Genomic DNA, 19,028 nt, shown 5'->3' on the forward strand with positions numbered 1-19,028 from the left:
CGGGGCATGTTTTCGGGCATGCCCCGGCCGCTTGGAGAACGCTTCGGGGAGGGAGCGGATGGATCAGTCATTGATGGCGCAGGCGGCTTCGGCCCTGTCGACGATCGTCATCGGCGTCTTCGGCTGTGTGGCGTGGTTCTGGCTGTCGAACCTGGCGCTTGATGCTGCGCTGCCGCCACGGGGCGAGAAGATCGGCCGCAATCTGGCCTGGGCCGCAGCGATCCGGCCGTGGCTTTTTCTGGGACCGGCGCTGATCGCGCTTGGGGTCTATCTTGTCTATCCGATCCTCGTGTCGATCTGGCTGTCGTTTCATGACACCCGCGGCGATGCCTTTGTGGGGCTGGCGAACTACCGCTGGCTCCTTGCTGATGGCAAGTTCCATGAATCCTTGCGTAACAATGCCTTGTGGCTCGTTGTTGTGCCAACTTTCTCGACCTTGTTCGGTCTGATCGCGGCCGCCTTGACCGATCGCATCCGCTGGGGGAACCTTGCGAAGTCGCTTATCTTCATGCCGATGGCCGTGTCTTTCGTCGGCGCGGCGGTGGTGTGGAAATTCGTCTATGACTACCGCGGCGAGGGTCAGCCCGAGATCGGCCTCCTGTCCGCGCTGGTCACGCATCTGGGCGGCACGGCGCAAGCCTGGTTGACGGTGCCTGGGTGGAACTCGATCCTGCTGATGGTCGTGCTGATCTGGATCCAGACCGGCTTCGCGATGGTGATCCTGTCCGCCGCGCTGCGCGGCATCCCCGAGGAAACGGTCGAGGCCGCGACGATTGACGGGGCGACGCCGCTGCAGATCTTCTTCCGGATCAAGGTGCCGCAGATCTGGGGCACGATCGCCGTCGTCTGGACCACGATCACCATCACCGTGCTGAAGGTCTTCGACATCGTGCTGACGATGACGAACGGACAATGGGGCACGCAGGTGATGGCGAACCTGATGTTCGACTGGATGTTCCGGGCGAATGACTCGGGGCGCGCCTCGACCGTGGCGCTGGTGATCATGGTTCTGGTGACGCCGATCATGATCTGGAACATCCGCAACGCGAACCGGGAGATGCAGGGATGACGGACCGGGGCGAAGACGGCGCGGCGGGACGGTCGGCGGCCCTCGTCTGGGCGGTGAATATCGCGGCTGCGGCGCTGGTGTTGCTGTGGACAATCCCGACCGTGGGGTTGCTCGTCTCGTCCTTTCGGGATCGCGACCAGATCATCACCTCGGGCTGGTGGCGGGCGGCCTTTTCGGCCACGGCCACCGATTTCGTGCGGGCAGGAACGGCTGCGGAGCAAATACAGGAAGACGGTGTTTTCGTCATATCCGGCAATGTGTTGCCGCCGAAAGCTGAGTTGAAATCTTGGGGCGTTTCCTCAAAGGCGCCCGCAGCCTATCAGCCCGGAGACATCGCCGAACTGAAAGACGGGCAACGCCTGACGGTTTCGGAAACGGGCGACTATCGGTTAACCTCGCCCACGACTTTCCCCGAGGGCCGGGGCATGCGGATCTTCGTCACGACGGTGGCGCCGCCGCGTTTGACGACCGAGAACTACACCCGTGTGATCACAGCCGAGGGGATCGGGCGAGCGTTTCTGAACACGATGACGGTGACGATCCCGGCGACGGTGATCCCGATCCTGATCGCCGCCTTTGCCGCCTATGCGCTGGCCTGGATGCGGTTTCCGGGCCGGGCGCTTCTGGTCGCGACCATCGTCGGCCTGCTGGTCGTCCCCCTGCAACTGGCGCTGATCCCGCTTTTGAAACTGCACAATCAGATCGGCCTGAACCAGAGCTACCTCGGCATCTGGCTTGCCCATACCGGCTTCGGCCTGCCACTCGCCATTTACCTGCTTCGCAACTACATGGTCGGCCTGCCGCGCGAGATCATCGAATCCGCCCGCGTCGACGGCGCGACCGAGTTCCAGATCTTCCGCCGCATCGTGCTGCCGCTCTCGTTCCCGGCACTGGCCTCCTTTGCGATCTTCCAGTTCCTCTGGGTCTGGAATGATCTGCTCGTCGCCACCGTCTTCCTTGGCAACGCCACTGATACGCAGGTGATGACCGGGGCCCTGCGCGCGCTTCTGGGCTCGCGCGGGGGCGACTGGGAAATCCTCGCGGCCTCGGCTTTCGTTTCGATTGCCGTGCCGCTTTTCGTCTTCTTCGCTTTGCAGAAATATCTCGTGCGCGGTCTTCTGGCCGGCTCGGTGAAAGGTGGCTGAATGACCTTCCTTGAAAAATCCCCCGACTGGTGGCGCGGCGCGGTGATCTATCAGATCTACCCGCGCAGCTTTCAGGACACGAATGGCGACGGCGTGGGCGATTTGCCCGGGATCACCTGGCATCTCGACCATGTGGCCGGGCTTGGCGTCGATGCGATCTGGATTTCGCCCTTCTTCACCTCGCCGATGAAGGATTTCGGCTATGACGTCAGCGACTATTGCGACGTCGATCCGCTGTTCGGCACGCTTGCCGATTTCGATGCGCTGATCGCGCGGGCGCATGACCTGGGGCTGAAGGTGCTGATTGACCTCGTGTTGTCGCACACCTCCGACGCGCATCCGTGGTTCAAGGAGAGCCGCCAGAGCCGGACGAGCGCGAAATCCGACTGGTATGTCTGGGCCGAGCCGAAACCCGATGGCACGGCGCCGAACAACTGGCTCTCGATCTTTGGCGGTCCGGCGTGGCAGTGGGATGCCCGGCGCGAGCAGTACTATCTGCACAACTTCCTGACCTCGCAGCCCGACCTGAATTTCCATTGCCCCGCGGTGCAGGAGGCGCTTCTGAGCGTTGCGAAATTCTGGCTTGATCGCGGCGTCGACGGCTTCCGGCTTGATACGATCAACTTCTACATGCATGATTCCGAGTTGCGCAATAATCCGCCGCTGCCCCCGGAAGAGCGCAACGATCAGACCGCACCCAAGGTCAATCCCTACAACCACCAACGCCACATCTATGACAAGAACCATCCGCAGAATATTGTTTTCCTAAGGAAATTGCGAAAACTTATGGATGGGTACAATGCTGCCGCCGTGGGCGAGATCGGCGACAGCCAGCGCGGCCTCGAGATCTTGGGCGAATACACCTCGGGCGCTGATGCGATGCAGATGTCCTATGCCTTCGAGCTGCTCTCGGGCCATGCGGCGCTAGGGGCCGACTACATCGCCGAGGTCTTTTGCAAGGTCGCAAAGGTCGCCCCGGACGGCTGGGCCTGCTGGGCCTATTCGAACCACGACGTCGTGCGCCACATCAGCCGCTGGCGCCTGAGCGATGCGGCGGCGCGCTGCTACACGACGTTGCTGATGTGCCTGCGCGGCTCGGTCTGCCTCTATCAGGGCGAGGAACTTGGCCTGCCTGAAGCCGAGATCGCCTATGAGGATCTGCAGGACCCCTATGGCAAGGAATTCTGGCCCGAGTTCAAGGGGCGGGACGGCTGCCGCACGCCGATGGTCTGGCAAGGCAACGACCCGCAGGGCGGGTTTTCGCGCGTAAAGCCGTGGTTGCCCGTTCCGGCGGCGCATTGCGCCTTGGCTCCCGATGTCGTCGAGGGCGACCCCGGGGCGCTTATCCATCATTACCGCAAGGCCATCGCCCTGCGTCATGCCCATCCGGCGCTGCAAAAAGGCGCGATGACCGCGATCGACGCCAAGTCCGGTGTGCTCTCGTTCCTCCGGTCCTTGGGCGAAACGGAGCTGCTTTGCCTCTTCAACCTCACCGATAATCCGTCCTCTGTCAGCTGCCCGGGCGATTGGGAGGCGGTCGATGGGGCCGCGCCCGAGGGGGGGAACCTCGACCTTGGCGCTTGGGACTTCGCGATCCTGCGCCGGTGCGGAGGGCATCATGGCTGATCTCAAACTCACGCGCGTCGGCAAATCCTATGGCGAAGTCGACGTGCTGCGGGACATCGACCTGGATATCAAAGCCGGGGAGTTGATCGTTTTCGTCGGCCCCTCGGGCTGCGGAAAGTCGACGCTGCTGCGGATGATTGCGGGGCTGGAGCGGATCAGCGCGGGCGAATTGCGGATCGACGGCGTGCGGGTAAACGACATGCCGCCCGCACAGCGCGGCATTGCGATGGTGTTCCAGTCCTATGCGCTTTACCCGCATATGACCGTGCGCCAGAACATGGAATTCGCCTTGAAGATTGCGAAGAAATCCCGGCAAGAGATTGACAAGGCAGTCGAAAACGCCGCACGCATCCTGCAGCTGACGCCCTATCTCGACCGGCTGCCGAAGGCGCTTTCGGGGGGGCAGCGCCAGCGCGTGGCCATTGGCCGGGCGATCGTGCGCGACCCAAAGGTCTATCTGTTCGACGAACCGCTCTCGAACCTTGATGCCGCGCTGCGGGTGGCGACGCGGATCGAGATCGCGCAGCTGAAAGAGGCGATGCCCGAGCGGACGATGATCTATGTGACCCATGATCAGGTCGAGGCGATGACGCTGGCCAGCCGTATCGTCGTGCTGGCGAACAAGGGAATCGCGCAAGTCGGCACGCCGCTCGAGCTTTACGAAAAACCCGAAACCGAGTTCGTCGCGCAGTTTATTGGTTCCCCGCAGATGAACCTGCTGCCCGGGGTGATCCGTGAAACCGGGGCGGTGACGGTGGTGGCGCTGGACGATGGCGGCATCGCGCGCTCGACCGTGCCCACGACGACGGCCGACCTTGGGCTGCGGGTGAATATCGGTGTTCGACCCGAAGATCTGACTGTGATCACAGAGGGCGGTCTCTTTACCGGCGCGGTCGAGATCGTCGAGGCGCTTGGCGAGGTGACGCTGCTTTACTTCGCGGCCAAGCCCGGGGCGCCGCATATGATTGCGAAACTGCCCGGGATCCATGCCGGTTTGCGTCACAGCACGGTCAGCCTGACCGCGGCGCCGGAAAAGGTGCATCTGTTCCACGCCGGACGGTCGCTTCTTTATCGCTGATGTCGCAAACCGCGCATGGATGTCGGCAATCGTCGGGTAAAACCGGGACAGACCCAAGCGGAGGTGCGCGATGAGCGAAGAGATCGAACAGGCGGCAGGCGGGCGGCGGGCGCGCGGCGGCGGCGGGGCGGCCCGGCGGGCCGAACGCACCGCGGTGCGGGTCGAATTCGCCAAATATATCGAGCGCAACATTCCGAACCTCGAGATCCTGAACGAGGAAGCGCTGCAGATCATCGAAGCCAATGCCGAGACGGTGCTGGAAGAGATCGGCGTCAATTTCGTCGAGAATCCGGCCGCGCTGGATCGCTGGCGCGCCGTGGGCGCCGATGTGCAGGGCGAGCGCGTGCGCTTCCCGAAAGGCCTTGCGCGCGAGCTGTGCAAGACCGCGCCGTCGAGCTTCGTGCAGCATGCCCGCAACCCTGATCGCAATGTCACCATCGGCGGGAAAAACCTTGTGCTGGCGCCGGTTTACGGCCCGCCCTTCGTGCGCGATCTGGAAGGTGGCCGCCGCTATGCGACGATTGCCGACTTCCGCAATTTCGTCAAACTCGGGCAGATGTCGAAGTATCTGCATCACTCGGGCGGCACGGTGTGCGAACCGACCGACGTGGCGGTGAACAAGCGTCACCTCGACATGCTGCACGCGCACATGACGCTCTCGGACAAGCCCTTCATGGGCTCGGTCACCGAACGCTCGCGCTGCGTCGACTCGATCGAGATGTCGAAGATCCTGTTTGGCGAGAAATTCGTCGACGAGAACACGGTGATGACCTCGCTCGTCAACATCAACTCGCCGCTGACCTTCGACCCGATCATGATGGACGCGCTGGAGGTCTATGCCGCCGCGAACCAGGCCTGTATCGTTTCGCCCTTCATCGTTGGTGGTGCGATGGCGCCGGTGACGGTCGCGGGCACGCTGACGCAGGTGCTGGCCGAGGTGATGGTGGCGGTGGCCTACAGCCAGCTGATCCGCAAGGGCGCGCCGGTGATCTTCGGGGCCTTCGTGACCTCGATCGATATGAACTCGGGCGCGCCGACCTTCGGCACGCCGGAAGCGGCGCAGATCACGCTCGGCGCCGGGCAGCTGGCGCGGCGGATGGGTCTTCCGTTCCGCTCGGCGGGCTCGTTCTGCGGCTCGAAACTGCCCGATGCGCAGGCGGCTTATGAAACCGCGAACACGCTGAACATCGGTCTGCTCGCGGGCGTGAACTTCATGCTGCATGCCTGCGGCTGGCTCGAAGGCGGTCTGGTCTCGTCCTACGAGAAATACGTGATGGATGCCGATCAGCTCGGTGTGCTGCAACGCTTGGCCGCGGGCGTCGACATGAGCGCGAACGGGCAGGCGATGGATGCGCTGCGCGAGGTTGGCCCGGGCGGTCACTTCCTCGGCTGCGGTCACACCCAGTCGAACTTCAAGGAAGCCTTCTGGAAAACCGATCTCTTCGACTACAAGCCCTTCGAGACCTGGGACGAGGAAGGCGCGCGCGACACCGCGACGTTGGCGAGCGTTCGGGTGAAGAAGATGCTCGGCGACTATCAGGCCCCGGCGATCGATCCGGGCATCAACGAGGCGCTGGCGGAATATGTGGCGAAGAAGAAGGCCTCCGTTCCGGACGCTTTCCTGTAAGCCGCGGGCGGGGGCGCTGCCCCCGCACCCCCGGGATATTTGAGGCAAGATAAAAGGCGCTCCGGTCGGGGCGCCTTTTTTTGAGTTCCGGCTGTCTGTGGCGCCGCTATTGCCCGGCGTCGAGCGGGCGGATGCGCAGCTGGCTGATCCGGTTGTCCTTGCGAGCCGCGACTTCGAAGCGGAACCCGTGGAAGGAGAAGACCTGCCCGACCTCGGGGATGGTCTGCGCCTCGTGGATCACGAGGCCCGCGACCGTGTTGGCTTCATCATCGGGCAGCGCCCAGTCGGTCTCGCGGTTCAGGTCGCGGATCGTCATCGCGCCATCGACGATGTAATCGCCGGTCTCGGTCGGTTTGAGTTGCCGCTCGCCCTTGGGGTCGAATTCGTCGGTGATCTCGCCGACGATTTCTTCAAGGATGTCTTCGAGGGTCAACAGCCCCTTGAGGTCGCCATATTCATCAACAACGAGCGCGAAGTGTGTGCGCCGCTTGAGAAATTCCCGCATCTGCTCGTCGAGCGGCGTTGTCTCGGGGATGAAGTAGGGCTTCATCGAGACCTTCATCACATCAAGATCCGAGACGGAATCGAGCTTGCCGTCCCCCGTGCGCAGGAAACGCTCGACCGCGCGCAGAAGGTCCTTGGCATGCAGGATGCCGACCACATTTTCCCGCTCGCCCTTGTAGAGCGGCAGACGGGTGTGCGGCGACGCCAACACCTGCGCCAGCACCTCGTTCGGGTCATCCTCGGCGTCGATCATCTCGATCTGGCTGCGGTGGCGCATGATCTCTTCGACGGTGCGATTGCCGAGATCGAGCGCCCCCAGCAGGCGGTCGCGGTCGGCCTTGTCCACCGTCCCTTCGGAGGTGCCAAGCGCCAGTGCCCCGGCGATCTCTTCATGAATCGAGAACATGTTCTGGTTCGCATCGGTGCGATGGCCGAAGATCCACAGGATGCCGCGCACGATCGTGCGCACGACCGAAACGATCGGGCTGAGCACCACGATCAGCACGCGCACCAATCGCGCCACCCGGGCGGCGACAGTCTCGGGATTGGCGATGGCCCAGGTTTTCGGCAGCACCTCGGCGAAGATCAGGACGAGGGCGGTCATCACAAGCGTCGCCAGCGCGACGCCGGAATGGCCGAAGATGCGGGTCAGCAGTGCGGTTGCCAGCGAGGCCGAGAGGATGTTGACGACGTTGTTGCCCAGAAGCAGCGAGCCGATCAGCCGCTCGCTGTCCTCGGTCACCCGCAGCGCGGCGGCTGCGCCCTGTTCGCCCTTGTCGGCCCGGGCGCGCAATTTCGCCCGCGAGGCGGCGGTCAGCGCGGTTTCGGACCCGGAGCAAAAGGCCGAGATCATCAGCAGAACCGCGATGGCCGCGGCGTTGATCCAGAAGGTGGTGTCGAGAAAGGCGATGAGAGTGCTCATGATGCAATGATGATGCGGCCTTGCCGCGATGGGATCAAGTCTTGCTGGCCAGGGGGTGATGGCCCAGCACCAGCTCTTTCAGCCGCTCGTCGAGGACATGGGTGTAGATCTCGGTCGTCGAGAGATCGGCATGGCCCAACAGCGTCTGGATGACCCGAAGATCGGCGCCGCCTTGCAGCAGATGCGTGGCGAAGGCATGGCGCAGGACGTGCGGCGTCACCCGCGCCGGATCGAGGCCAGCCGCAAGAGCGATATCTTTCAACAGCGCGTGGAAGGCCTGCCGGGTCAGATGCCCCTCTTTCCCCGAAGAGGGGAAAAGATAGCGCGAGGGAGGGGTCTTGCGGGCGATCCGCGCCGCGTCTTCTGCCGCGTCGCGGGTGATGAGCCAGGCCGCCAGCGCTTCGCGCGCGGGATGCGACAGCGGCACCATCCGCTCCTTGTCGCCCTTGCCGCGCACCATCAGCATCGCGGGATTGCCCCGTGCCGCCGAGACCGGCAGTCCGACGAGTTCGCTCACGCGCATGCCGGTCGCGTAAAGCAGTTCCATCAGGCAACGGTTGCGGATCTGTTCGGAGGTGGTGCGGCCCTGATCGCGCCCGGCGTCCAGAAGTGCCTCGACCTCCTCGACACTCAGCGTCTTCGGCAGGCGCTTTGCCTTACCGGGACCGGAAATCTGCAGCGTCGGATTGTCCTCGCGCCAGCCTTCGTCATAGGCGAAGCGGTAGAATTGCTTCACCGCCGAGAGCCGCCGCGCCCGCGTGGATTTTGCCAGCCCCTCGGCTTCAAGCCGGATGAGCCAGGTTTCGACCGCCTCGCGGTCCAGTGTCATCAGATCAAAGCCCTTCGCCGCGGCGAAATCGATGAAATCGATCAGATCGCGACCATAGGCGTCGATCGTGTTGCGCGCGGCCCCGGCTTCGGCGGATTGCGCCTCCAGAAAGACAGCGATCCGTTCGCGCGGGGTCAGGCGGATCATCCGCGTCGCTCCAGAATGATCAGTTGCAGCGCGGTGCGACGGGCCAGGTTTTCAAGCCCAACCTTGCGCAGCACCACCAGCCCGGCCTCGAGCCGCCGCGGATCACCCTTGGCGCCTTCCGAAATGTCATCGACGGCCGAGAGCAGCGCCTCGCCCAGACGGTCGGGGACGAGGGTCGCATAGGCCTCGGGGACCGCCTTCGGCGGCGCGTCGAACACGCGTTTCACCGTCAGCGCCAGAAGATCCTGTGCCGGGATCTGCGAGGTATCGCCGCGCGCCACCGCGATCAGCAGCGGTTCGGCACTGGCCGCGTCGGGCCAGCTCTGCGCGACCTTGTCGAAATCGCTGGTGAGCAGCGCCATGCGCAGCGCGAGGGTTTTCGCCTCGCCGGTCAGCGGCAGATCTTGCAGCCGAGGGGCGAACATCTCGGCGAAGGCGGTCTCAAGTTCCTGATCCTGCATCACCGCCCAGGCTTGCGGCAAAAGCGTATCGACGCGGTCCGCATCACTTGCAGAAAGGGCGCTATCCAATTGAGAAATAATGGTAACGCGATCCCATACCCCGCCCGAAGCAGAAGCGCGGTCCTGCGTGTAAAGCCCCAGAAGCTGGTTTGGATCGAGCACGCCCATGCGGGTCAGCCGCTCGGCGGCTTCCAACTGCGTCTTCCAGCCGGCATTGGGCCGAAGGTCGGAATGCGCGAAGGCGACGGGCAGGGTCGTCGTCGCCATCGGCTGGCCGACGGCCTCCATCAGCCGGAAGCTGAGCGGATTGGGCCGCGCGGGCGGCGGCAGATCGGGGGCGCCATCGGCCCCGGCATCGTCCAGAAAGCGTTGCAAAAGCGTCGCCGTCTCGCTGTCGATCTGACCCAGCGCCTGTCCGGTGCCGAGCGTCAGCATCGCCGCATCCCAATTGCTGCGCCGCGCTAAGCAGTAGATCCGGGCCGGATAAGAGGGCGCGACCGCGGGGGATTTCTCCATGATTTCACAGGCATGGTCTTCCTGTCCCAGCAGCAGCGCGACATCGAAGCGGCGCCGGAAAATCTCCGGGTCGGATGGCTCGGCCTGCTCGAGCAGCGCCATCGCCTGATCCAGCGCGCCAAGATCAAGCAGACGATCAATGCGGGCGAGGAACAGCACGTTCTTGCCCTCGGGCGCCGGGGTGATCGGCGGATCGAGTTCGGCGAGCATCAACTCCAGCAAGAACCCCTGCACGGCGGGCAGCGTATCAAGACGCTCCTTGCGCAGGGCTGCGGCCAGATCGACCTCGGGCGTCGCCCCCCAAAGCCCGCGCGGCAGACCGATGCGGCTGGCGGGCAGCAGGCCAAGGCTGTCGGCGCTGAGCGGGGAGTCTAGCGAGGCCACTCCGATGTTCTCAAGCGCGCCCGTGCCCGAAACCGGAGCTTCGCCGACGACCGGCGGCAAGACCGCCGCCGACCCGTTTCCGGGCCGCGCCACACTGACCGAGGTCGAAAGCCAGTCGATGGCCGACATCGGCGGTTCGGCGACAGCCGCACCGGAGGAAAGAAGACCGAGCGTCAGGCTCAGCAGCAGAGGGCGGTCAATCGTCAAGCCCCGCCCCCGCAGCTGCGGGCGCGGCACCCGGTTGCGGGGCGCTCGCATCGGCGGGCGCAGCAGGCGCCATCGCGGCCCCGGGAACCGCGGGCGCGACCGCGGCAGGCGCCGGGGCAAGATCGGGCAGTGCGACCGGCGTGCGGATTTCGACCGGCTCGGCGCTCATGTCACCGAAATAGGCATAGCCCAGCGTGCCGAGCACCGCCGCCACGAGAAGAACGAGGATGGCCTTGAATATGCGCCCCATGTGTCTGCTTTCTTGTCTTTATGGTCGTCTTCGATCGTTTTCGCCGGAAACGGGAGCTGCCCCATTCGGGCGTCGCTCCTGCGGGGATGCCGCCGAAACGTCGCGCTGGCAAGATTATATATGGCATTTCGGCAAAGTTCACGCCATTGAGGGGCGCAAAGATCACGAATGCGCAAGCGCCCGTCAGAGGCGGGACCGGGGAGGAAGCGTGGCCGGGGAAGAGGGAGTTCACCCGCGTCTGCAAAAGACGATCGTGCTGGTGGGGATGATGGGCGCGGGCAAGACCGCGGTCGGCACGGCTTTGGCGCGCGCCTTGAAGGTGCCCTTTCACGACAGCGACGAAGAGATCGTGAAGGCAGCGCAGCGCTCGGTGGCCGAGATTTTCGAACGCGATGGCGAGCCGTTCTTTCGCGCCCGCGAATCGGAAGTGATCGAGCGGCTTCTGACCGGTACGCCCGGCGTCGTCTCGACCGGCGGTGGCGCCTTCATGGCCGAGGCGAACCGCGAGATGATCGCCCGGCTGGGCATCTCGGTCTGGCTCAAGGCAGACCTTGAACTGCTCTGGAACCGGGTGAAGGGCAAGACGACGCGGCCGCTTCTGCGCACCGCCGATCCCAAGGCGACGCTCGCGGGATTGATCGAGAAGCGTTACCCCGTCTATGCGCTGGCGCAGGTGGCGGTCGAGGCCGAGCCGGGGCTGTCGATCGAGCAGATGGCGCAAAAGGTGATCGAAGCTTTGACGGCGGAACCCGGGGTTTTCGCGGAGGATTGAATGACCGAAGTGGTGAAGGTGGAACTTGGCGCGCGCGCCTATGAGGTGCGGATCGGCGCCGGGCTGCTGGCGCAGGCGGGGGCCGAGATCGCGCCCTTGCTGCGCAAGCCCAAGGTGGCGGTGGTTGCCGACGAAACCGTGGCCCGGTTGCATCTTGAGGCGCTGCGGGCGGGTCTGGGCGATGTCGAGATGGTCTCGATGACGCTGCCCCCGGGCGAGGGCACGAAAAGCTGGCCGCATTTCGAGCGGGTCTGCGAATGGCTTCTGGCCCAGAAGGTCGAGCGCAAGGATATCGTCGTTGCCTTTGGCGGCGGGGTGATCGGCGATCTGGTGGGCTTTGCCGCGGCGGTGCTGCGGCGTGGTGTGCGTTTCGTGCAGATCCCGACGACGCTGCTGGCGCAGGTCGACAGTTCGGTCGGCGGCAAGACCGGGATCAATGTCGCCGCGGGCAAGAACCTGATCGGCGCCTTCCATCAGCCCTCGCTGGTGCTGGCTGATATCGGGCTTCTGGACACGCTCACCCCGCGCGATTTTATCGCCGGCTATGGCGAAGTGGTGAAATACGGGCTTCTGGGTGATGCCGCCTTCTTCGACTGGCTCGAGAAGAACGGCCCTGCGATGGCCGCGGGCGACAAGGCTTTGCGCCAATATGCGGTGAAGCGCTCGGTCGAGATGAAGGCCGAAATCGTCGCGCGTGACGAGACCGAGGAAGGCGATCGGGCGCTTTTGAATCTGGGCCACACTTTCTGCCATGCGCTGGAGGCCGCGACGGGTTATTCGGACCGGCTCTTGCATGGCGAGGGCGTGGCGATTGGCTGCGCGCTGGCGTTTGAGCTCTCGCAGCGACTGGGCCTGTGTTCGCAAGAGGCGCCCTCGCGCGTGCGGGCGCATCTTCGTGACATGCAGATGAAGGTGGAACTGTCGGATATTGCTGGGGAATTGCCGGATGCCGAGGGGCTGATCGCATTGATGGGGCAAGACAAGAAAGTGCTCGACGGCAAGCTGCGCTTCATTCTGGCGCGGGGAATTGGCGAAGCTTTCGTGACCTCGGAGGTGCCGCGCGAAGTGCTGAAGGATCTGCTGACTGAAGCGCTGGCGCGGCGGTAAGACGCCCGCAGGCGGCACCCGGGAAAAATAGAAGGCCGTCACCACATCTTGAACGTGGTGACGGCCTTTTCGTATCGCCGATTGACCGATTGTGACCCCGACGGGTCACTCCCATTCGATCGTGCCCGGCGGTTTCGAAGTGATGTCATAGGTCACCCGGTTGATGCCCTTGACCTCATTGATGATCCGCGTCGCGGTTTCGCCAAGGAAGTCGTGGCTGAACGGGTAGTAATCGGCCGTCATGCCATCGACCGAGGTCACCGCACGCAGCGCGCAGGCGTAGTCATAGGTGCGCCCGTCGCCCATCACGCCCACGGTCTTCACCGGAAGGATCGCGACGAAGGCTTGCCAGATCTCGTCGTAAAGCCCGTGCTTGCGGATCTGGTCGATATAGACCGCATCGGCCTTGCGCAGGATGTCGAGCTTCTCGCGGGTGATTTCGCCGGGGCAGCGGATCGCCAGACCCGGACCGGGGAAGGGATGGCGGCCGATGAATTTCTCCGGCAGACCCAGTTCGCGACCAAGGGCGCGGACCTCGTCCTTGAAGAGTTCGCGCAGCGGCTCGACGAGCTTGAGGCCCATCTTTTCCGGCAGACCACCGACGTTGTGGTGCGACTTGATCGTGACCGAGGGACCGCCACTGAACGAGACCGATTCGATCACGTCAGGGTAAAGTGTGCCCTGGGCGAGGAATTCGGCGCCCTCGATCTTGTTCGCTTCGCGCTGGAAGACGTCGATGAAGAGCTTGCCGATCGTCTTGCGCTTGACCTCGGGGTCCGACACGCCCTCGAGAGCGCCGATGAAGAGGTCGGCCTCGTCGGCGTGGATCAGCGGGATGTTGTAGTTGTCGCGGAACATCGTCACGACTTCGTCGGCCTCGTTGAGCCGCATCAGCCCGTGATCGACGAAGACGCAGGTCAGCTGATCGCCGATGGCTTCGTGGATCAGCACGGCCGCAACCGAGCTGTCGACGCCGCCGGACAGGCCGCAGATCACCCGCTTGTCGCCCACTTGCGCGCGGATCTTGGCGATGGCGTCGTCCTTGTAGGAGGCCATCGTCCAGTCGCCGGTGAAGCCCGCGAGACGGACGAAATTCTCGTAAAGCTTCGCGCCTTTCGGGGTGTGGTGCACCTCGGGGTGGAACTGCACGGCGTAGAAATGGCGCGAGACATCGGCTGTGATCGCGAAAGGGGCGCCGGGCGAGGTGCCATAGACCTCGAAGCCCGGGGCGATGCGCGAGACGTGATCGCCGTGGCTCATCCAGACCTGTTCGGGGCCGACGTCGAACCAGCCGCGCAGAAGCGGCAGGACGTTCTCGGACGGGGTCACGAAGGCGCGGCCGAATTCGGCGGTGCCGTGGCCGGTTTCCACCAGACCGCCCAGTTCCTGCATCATCACCTGTTGCCCGTAGCAGATGCCGAGGATCGGCACGCCCAGGGTGAAAGCGGATTTCGGCGGGCGGGGGGAACCCTCCCGGGTGACCGAATCCGGGCCGCCCGAGAAGATGATGGCCTTGGGGGCGAAGTCCGCCAGGAAGGCGTCGGTCACCTTCTGATAGGGGTGGATTTCGCAGTAGATGGAAAGCTCGCGCAGGCGCCGGGCGATGAGCTGGGTCACCTGCGAGCCGAAGTCGATGATGAGAAGGCGCTGATGCTGGGTCATGGATGCGGAATAGGTTGGGATGGGCTGGAAAGCAAGAGCGCAGAATTTCCCGAGTGACAGCCAAGAAGCGGCGCGTTAATCTTTGTTAATCTTGCCAATTGGATTTTCTCACAATGATCATGAAATCTGTTGCAGCCACTATATTGTTTGGCGTTTTTCTGTGCTCTCCGGTGTTCGGGGATGACCAAGCTTCGGAGACCGGGCCTTCGAGTACCTATAGGACGTCTATTGAACTCCTGACCCCCGGACAGCCGAAGGCAGTCTATGCGGGCTGTTGCAAGCACTGCAGCAAGGGCAAGGCTTGCGGCGACAGTTGTATAAGTCGCTCAAAGAGCTGTCAAAAAGGGTCTGGTTGCGCCTGTGATTGAAAAGGGGCCCTTGAGGGCCCCTTTTGTCATCTTACCGTTCGGGCAGCAGGCCCCTTGGGCTGAAGCGCAGCACGGCGAGCAGGATCACCCCCATGATGACAAGGCGCATGTGCGGGGCCGAGTCGACGAGATGCGATTTCAGCGTGCCATCGGCGAGATGGTCGGCGAGCATCCCCATCAGCGTCGGGCCCCATTCGCCCGCCTTGATCCAGACGAACCAGATCAAGAGGCCGCCCAGAACCGAGCCCCAGTTGTTGCCCGAGCCGCCAACGATCACCATCACCCAGATCAGGAAGGTGTAGCGCAGCGGGTTGTAGGCGGAGGGGGTCATCTGACCGTCGAGCGAGATCAGCATCGCGCCCGCAAGGCCGAGCACGGCGGAACCGATGATGAAGATCTGCAGGTGGCGCCCGGTGACGTTCTTGCCCATGGCCGCCGCGGCGACCTCGTTGTCACGGATCGCGCGCATCATCCGGCCCCAGGGTGAATTCAGCGCAAGCTGTGCAGCCCAGATCAGCAGGCCGAGCACCGCGATGAAGAGCAGGCAATAGAGCACCTTCACCAGCAACGTCGAGCCGGTCATCGGGTCGAGGCCGAAGCTGGCGGCACGCGCGAGGAAGCCCGGATCCTGTTGCAAGTTCGTCTCGTAAGGCACGGGCCAAGGTCGCGGAATCCCGTTCACGTTCAGAACGCCGCGATCCAGCCATTCCTCGTTGCGCAGGACGGCGACGATGATTTCCCCGATCCCGAGCGTGGCAATCGCGAGATAGTCCGAGCGCAGGCCGAGCGCGGTTTTCCCCACGACCCAGGCGGCGGCGGCGGCAAGTGCCGCCCCGATCGGCCAGGAAAGCAGAACCGGCAGGCCGATGCCGCCCAGATAGCCCTGCGCCGAAGGGTTGATCGCCTGAACCGCCTCGACCGCCGGGTCGAAGAATGCGCGATAGGCGAAGAAGCCGAGCACCAGCGTCGCCGCAACGGCCCAGCCGCGCAGGCGGGCGGGCAGGCGGCCCCACAGGAAGACGGCAGCAACCAGCGTGGCCATCGCGATGCAGAGCGCGATCAGAATGCCCCAGCCACCCGCAGCAAAGGCGCCCGGCGTCGGCGGCATCGAGACGAGCACCGGCGCAAGGCCCCCAAGCGCCAGAAACCCGACGACGCCGGTGTTGAAGAGCCCCGCATAGCCCCACTGGATGTTCACGCCCAAGGCGAGGATGGCCGAGATCAGCCCGACGCGCAGGATACCCAGCGCGTTGTCCCAGTGCCCCGAGAAGAAGGTGTTCGAGAGAGTGCCCTCAAGGATGAAGAGGAGAGCGAGAGCCCCGAACATCGCAGGGGCGCGCCATTTGCCGCCTTTCGCGGCTTTCGGTTGATGCGTGCTCATACCGATTTTCCTTTGAAAAGCCCGGTGGGCTTGAACAGCAGCACGATGATCAGGATCGCGAAGCTGACCGCGAATTTGTATTCGGTGGAGAGGAGCTGCAGCAGACCCTCGGGCTCGTAGCCGGGGATCAGATACATCGCCACTTTCTTCCAGGCATAGGTGATCGAGACCTCGGAGAAGGCGATCACGAACCCACCGGCGATGGCGCCGAGCGGGTTGCCAAGGCCGCCAACGATCGCCGCGGCGAAGATCGGTAAGAGCAGCTGGAAGTAGTTGAAGGCCTTGAACGACTTGTCGAGACCGTAAAGCGTGCCCGCGATGGTGGCGAGCGCCGCGGCGATCACCCAGGTCACGGCGACGACGCGGTTCGGGTCGATGCCGGAGAGCAGCGCCAGATCCTCGTTGTCGGCATAGGCCCGCATCGATTTGCCGGTGCGGGTCTTGGCGAGGAACCAGAACAGCGCCCAGACGACGAGACCGGCTGTGATCACAGTGATCGCCGTTGTCGCGCGGATTGCCAGCGGCTCGGTCAGGCCGGTCATCGCCTTGAACTGCGGTGCCGAGATCAGGAAGCGGGCGCCATCGGCGAATTTGATCTCGTCGACACCGATCAGCACGCGGGTGAGGCCGTTCATCACGAACATCACGCCAACGGAGACCATCGTGATGTAGATCGGTGCGGCGCGAACCTTCCGATAATAGCTGTAGACCACCTTGTCGGTGGCCAGCACCAGCGTGGCGGTCAGCGCGATGCCGATCGGCAGTGCCAGAAGGGCCGTTGGCAGTGGACCGAAGGAAATGCCCACAGATTGCATCGCCCAAGTGACGAGGATCGTCAGCCCGGTGCCGAATGCCATCGTGTCGCCATGGGCGAAATTCGAGAAGCGCAGGATGCCGTAGATCAGCGTCACGCCAAGCGCCCCAAGCGCGAGTTGCGCGCCATAGGCGGTGGCAGGAACCACGATGTAATTCAGGATCGCCACGAAAGCGTTGAGGATATCCATCACTGCACCTCCTCGCAGCGGCCTTCGAAGGCGATCACGAGGGCTTGCCCCTCGGATTGGGTGTGGATCGACAAAACGGCTCCGGAAGCACCGAAGTCGGAGAAGAAATACGAAGATCCGTCAGAGGGTTCCGAGGCGAGGCTCAGTTGTCCCGTGGCCGGATCAAAACCGCCCGTCATGGACATTTTTACCTGATGATCGCGGAAGATGGCGGTGGCGCCCTGAACTTCAAGGGTCACGTTATAATCTTCCTCGCCGCAACCGCCCGAGATGCAGGACTGCGTGAAGTGACAGTTCAGCACGAAAGCACGGTCGGGGTGGATGTCCTCGGCCAAGGCGGGGGAAGCAAGCAGAAGCGCTGCCAGAAGGGCTGTCTTCATCTCAACCCCCAAGGAAGGTGCGGCGGACCTCGGGATCGGCCATCAGCGCCGCCCCGGTGTCGGTATATTTGTTCGCACCCTGCACAAGCACATAGCCCTGATCGGCGATCTCGAGCGCCTGACGGGCGTTCTGCTCGACCATCAGGATGGAAATCCCGGTCCGAGCGACCTCGATGATGCGATCGAATAGTTCGTCCATGACGATCGGCGAGACCCCGGCGGTAGGCTCGTCGAGCATCAATAATTTGGGTTTTGTCATCAGCGCGCGACCGACGGCGACCTGCTGGCGCTGCCCGCCCGAGAGTTCGCCCGCGTTCTGGTGGCGCTTTTCGCGCAGGATAGGGAACAGCTCGTAGACCTGCTCGATCGTGTCGCGGAAATCGTCGGTGCGGATGAAGGCGCCCATTTCGAGGTTTTCCTCGACCGACATCGTCGGGAAGACGTTGTTCACCTGCGGCACAAAGCCCATGCCCTTCTTCACCCGCTCTTGCGGGGAGAGGCCGGTGATGTCCTCGCCGTCGAGTTTCACATGGCCGCCGCGCAGCCGCAGCATGCCAAAGACCGCTTTCATCGCGGTCGATTTGCCCGCGCCGTTCGGGCCGACGATCACCGCGATCTGTCCTTTTTCGACCTTCAGCGTGCAGCCGTGCAGGATGTCGGCGGCGCCATAGCCACCGGTCATTTCGGAGGCGTCAAGAAAGCTCATGCCTGCGTCTCCGCCTTGATCTTGTTCTTAAGACCGCGGCCGAGATAGGCCTCGATCACCGCTTCGTTCTGCATGATGGTCGCCGGGTTTCCCTGAGCCAGAACTTTGCCCTCGGCCATGACGATCACCGGGTCGCAGAGGCGGCCGATGAAATCCATGTCGTGCTCGATCACGCAGAAGGTGTAGCCGCGTTCTTTGTTCAGCCGCACGATCGCATCGCCGATGGTGTTCAGAAGCGTGCGGTTCACCCCGGCGCCGACCTCGTCCAGAAAGACGATCTTCGCCTCGACCATCATCGTGCGGCCAAGCTCCAGAAGCTTCTTCTGCCCGCCCGAAAGGTTCCCGGCGCGCTCGTCCTTCAGATGGGAAATTGTCAGAAAGTCAAGGACTTCATCGGCCTTCTTCAGAAGCGCCGCTTCTTCCTCGGCGATCCGGCCGCGACCAAACCAGGCGTTCCAGAGCGTCTCGCCCGACTGGCCCGCAGGCACCATCATCAGGTTTTCGCGCACCGTCATCGTGGGGAATTCATGCGCGATCTGGAAGGTGCGCAGCAGGCCTTTGTGAAACAGCTCATGCGGCTTCAGGCCGGTGATGTCCTCGCCCGCCATCGTCACACGCCCGGAGGTGGGCTTGTGCACCCCGGCTATGACGTTGAAAAGCGTCGACTTGCCCGCGCCGTTCGGACCGATCAACCCGGTGATCGACCCCTTGGCGATTTCGAGCGAAGCGCCATCGACGGCGTGAAAGCCGCCAAAGTGCTTGTGCAGGTTCTCGACCCGGATCATGCAGTCCCCTTGGTGGCCCCGAAGGGCCGGTATCTGTGCCGTTTTCGGCTTTGTTTTCAAAGCAAACAGCCCGGATTTCTCCGGGCTGCTTCGATCTC

Annotated in this window: 17 protein-coding genes; 7 read left to right on the top strand and 10 right to left on the bottom strand. The window is 63.7% G+C overall.

All coding sequences use genetic code 11. The features are described 5' to 3' along the window. Positions 1–73: 73 nt before the first annotated feature. The 5 genes from ACTTAI_RS11000 to ACTTAI_RS11020 all read left to right on the top strand — a co-directional run bounded on the left by ACTTAI_RS11000 (position 74) and on the right by ACTTAI_RS11020 (position 6,545). Complete coding sequence (locus ACTTAI_RS11000) at positions 74–1,069, top strand: carbohydrate ABC transporter permease (protein ID WP_444455739.1); 996 nt, start codon at positions 74–76, stop codon at positions 1,067–1,069. Continuing rightward, a complete protein-coding gene (locus ACTTAI_RS11005; protein WP_444451555.1) occupies positions 1,066–2,214 on the top strand; it encodes a carbohydrate ABC transporter permease in 1,149 nt (382 codons plus the stop codon). Before ACTTAI_RS11000 ends, ACTTAI_RS11005 begins: the two co-directional genes overlap by 4 nt. Continuing rightward, positions 2,215–3,840: an alpha-glucosidase gene (locus ACTTAI_RS11010; protein ID WP_444451557.1), complete on the top strand. Its 1,626-nt coding sequence runs from the start codon at positions 2,215–2,217 to the stop codon at positions 3,838–3,840. It begins immediately after the preceding gene. Then, a complete protein-coding gene (locus ACTTAI_RS11015; RefSeq protein ID WP_444451559.1) occupies positions 3,833–4,918 on the top strand; it encodes an ABC transporter ATP-binding protein in 1,086 nt (361 codons plus the stop codon). The genes ACTTAI_RS11010 and ACTTAI_RS11015 overlap by 8 nt, the downstream gene beginning before the upstream one ends. A 70-nt stretch (positions 4,919–4,988) precedes the next feature. Next, entirely contained in the window at positions 4,989–6,545 is a 1,557-nt protein-coding gene (locus ACTTAI_RS11020) for a trimethylamine methyltransferase family protein (protein ID WP_444451561.1), read from the top strand. Between the two features lie 106 nt (positions 6,546–6,651). Here ACTTAI_RS11020 and ACTTAI_RS11025 read toward each other — a convergent pair whose 3' ends face one another. The 4 genes from ACTTAI_RS11025 to ACTTAI_RS11040 are packed head-to-tail and all read right to left on the bottom strand — an operon-like array spanning position 6,652 to position 10,765. After that, positions 6,652–7,971, bottom strand: a complete 1,320-nt coding sequence (locus ACTTAI_RS11025) for an HlyC/CorC family transporter (protein ID WP_444451563.1) — start codon at positions 7,969–7,971, stop codon at positions 6,652–6,654. A 34-nt stretch (positions 7,972–8,005) separates the two neighbouring features. Further along, complete coding sequence (locus ACTTAI_RS11030) at positions 8,006–8,947, bottom strand: site-specific tyrosine recombinase XerD (protein WP_444451565.1); 942 nt, start codon at positions 8,945–8,947, stop codon at positions 8,006–8,008. Next, the gene (locus ACTTAI_RS11035; protein ID WP_444451567.1) at positions 8,944–10,515 is read right to left on the bottom strand and encodes a hypothetical protein; all 1,572 of its coding nucleotides are present in this window, start codon (positions 10,513–10,515) and stop codon (positions 8,944–8,946) included. Before ACTTAI_RS11035 ends, ACTTAI_RS11030 begins: the two co-directional genes overlap by 4 nt. After that, positions 10,505–10,765 (bottom strand): hypothetical protein, encoded by a 261-nt coding sequence (locus tag ACTTAI_RS11040; protein WP_444451568.1) that lies wholly within the window; start codon positions 10,763–10,765, stop codon positions 10,505–10,507. The genes ACTTAI_RS11035 and ACTTAI_RS11040 overlap by 11 nt, the downstream gene beginning before the upstream one ends. A 208-nt stretch (positions 10,766–10,973) precedes the next feature. Between ACTTAI_RS11040 and ACTTAI_RS11045 the strand changes: the two genes are divergently transcribed. Continuing rightward, a complete protein-coding gene (locus ACTTAI_RS11045; RefSeq protein ID WP_444451570.1) occupies positions 10,974–11,537 on the top strand; it encodes a shikimate kinase in 564 nt (187 codons plus the stop codon). Continuing rightward, a complete protein-coding gene (gene aroB / locus ACTTAI_RS11050; RefSeq protein WP_444451572.1) occupies positions 11,538–12,644 on the top strand; it encodes a 3-dehydroquinate synthase in 1,107 nt (368 codons plus the stop codon). It begins immediately after the preceding gene. Between the two features lie 105 nt (positions 12,645–12,749). Here the strand turns inward: aroB and guaA are convergent, their stop codons facing one another. The 6 genes from guaA to ACTTAI_RS11080 form a co-directional block, all read right to left on the bottom strand. Then, the gene (gene guaA / locus ACTTAI_RS11055; RefSeq protein WP_444451574.1) at positions 12,750–14,306 is read right to left on the bottom strand and encodes a glutamine-hydrolyzing GMP synthase; all 1,557 of its coding nucleotides are present in this window, start codon (positions 14,304–14,306) and stop codon (positions 12,750–12,752) included. A 399-nt stretch (positions 14,307–14,705) separates the two neighbouring features. Then, positions 14,706–16,055 carry a branched-chain amino acid ABC transporter permease gene (locus ACTTAI_RS11060; RefSeq protein WP_444451576.1) on the bottom strand — a complete coding sequence of 450 codons (1,350 nt, stop codon included), beginning with the start codon at positions 16,053–16,055 and terminating at the stop codon, positions 14,706–14,708. Next, a complete protein-coding gene (locus tag ACTTAI_RS11065; RefSeq protein WP_444451578.1) occupies positions 16,052–17,059 on the bottom strand; it encodes a branched-chain amino acid ABC transporter permease in 1,008 nt (335 codons plus the stop codon). The genes ACTTAI_RS11060 and ACTTAI_RS11065 overlap by 4 nt, the downstream gene beginning before the upstream one ends. Next, positions 17,059–17,439 (bottom strand): hypothetical protein, encoded by a 381-nt coding sequence (locus ACTTAI_RS11070; RefSeq protein WP_444451580.1) that lies wholly within the window; start codon positions 17,437–17,439, stop codon positions 17,059–17,061. Before ACTTAI_RS11070 ends, ACTTAI_RS11065 begins: the two co-directional genes overlap by 1 nt. Before the next feature lies 1 nt (position 17,440). After that, positions 17,441–18,145 (bottom strand): ABC transporter ATP-binding protein, encoded by a 705-nt coding sequence (locus tag ACTTAI_RS11075; RefSeq protein WP_444451582.1) that lies wholly within the window; start codon positions 18,143–18,145, stop codon positions 17,441–17,443. Next, complete coding sequence (locus ACTTAI_RS11080) at positions 18,142–18,930, bottom strand: ABC transporter ATP-binding protein (RefSeq protein ID WP_444451584.1); 789 nt, start codon at positions 18,928–18,930, stop codon at positions 18,142–18,144. Before ACTTAI_RS11080 ends, ACTTAI_RS11075 begins: the two co-directional genes overlap by 4 nt. Positions 18,931–19,028 lie beyond the last annotated feature (98 nt).

Origin of the sequence: Rhodobacter capsulatus (assembly GCF_052363175.1) — a bacterium.
GTDB lineage: Bacteria > Pseudomonadota > Alphaproteobacteria > Rhodobacterales > Rhodobacteraceae > Rhodobacter > Rhodobacter capsulatus_D.

What these genes read in the sequence shown, in the direction of transcription:
- ACTTAI_RS11010 (WP_444451557.1), top strand. Translation starts at nt 2,215, where the DNA reads ATGACCTTCCTTGAAAAATCCCCCGACTGGTGGCGCGGCGCGGTGATC.
- ACTTAI_RS11015 (WP_444451559.1), top strand. Translation starts at nt 3,833, where the DNA reads ATGGCTGATCTCAAACTCACGCGCGTCGGCAAATCCTATGGCGAAGTC.
- ACTTAI_RS11025 (WP_444451563.1), bottom strand. Translation starts at nt 7,971, where the DNA reads ATGAGCACTCTCATCGCCTTTCTCGACACCACCTTCTGGATCAACGCC.
- ACTTAI_RS11040 (WP_444451568.1), bottom strand. Translation starts at nt 10,765, where the DNA reads ATGGGGCGCATATTCAAGGCCATCCTCGTTCTTCTCGTGGCGGCGGTG.
- ACTTAI_RS11065 (WP_444451578.1), bottom strand. Translation starts at nt 17,059, where the DNA reads ATGGATATCCTCAACGCTTTCGTGGCGATCCTGAATTACATCGTGGTT.
- ACTTAI_RS11060 (WP_444451576.1), bottom strand. Translation starts at nt 16,055, where the DNA reads ATGAGCACGCATCAACCGAAAGCCGCGAAAGGCGGCAAATGGCGCGCC.
- ACTTAI_RS11005 (WP_444451555.1), top strand. Translation starts at nt 1,066, where the DNA reads ATGACGGACCGGGGCGAAGACGGCGCGGCGGGACGGTCGGCGGCCCTC.
- ACTTAI_RS11000 (WP_444455739.1), top strand. Translation starts at nt 74, where the DNA reads ATGGCGCAGGCGGCTTCGGCCCTGTCGACGATCGTCATCGGCGTCTTC.
- ACTTAI_RS11080 (WP_444451584.1), bottom strand. Translation starts at nt 18,930, where the DNA reads ATGATCCGGGTCGAGAACCTGCACAAGCACTTTGGCGGCTTTCACGCC.
- guaA (WP_444451574.1), bottom strand. Translation starts at nt 14,306, where the DNA reads ATGACCCAGCATCAGCGCCTTCTCATCATCGACTTCGGCTCGCAGGTG.
- ACTTAI_RS11020 (WP_444451561.1), top strand. Translation starts at nt 4,989, where the DNA reads ATGAGCGAAGAGATCGAACAGGCGGCAGGCGGGCGGCGGGCGCGCGGC.
- ACTTAI_RS11070 (WP_444451580.1), bottom strand. Translation starts at nt 17,439, where the DNA reads ATGAAGACAGCCCTTCTGGCAGCGCTTCTGCTTGCTTCCCCCGCCTTG.
- aroB (WP_444451572.1), top strand. Translation starts at nt 11,538, where the DNA reads ATGACCGAAGTGGTGAAGGTGGAACTTGGCGCGCGCGCCTATGAGGTG.
- ACTTAI_RS11030 (WP_444451565.1), bottom strand. Translation starts at nt 8,947, where the DNA reads ATGATCCGCCTGACCCCGCGCGAACGGATCGCTGTCTTTCTGGAGGCG.
- ACTTAI_RS11075 (WP_444451582.1), bottom strand. Translation starts at nt 18,145, where the DNA reads ATGAGCTTTCTTGACGCCTCCGAAATGACCGGTGGCTATGGCGCCGCC.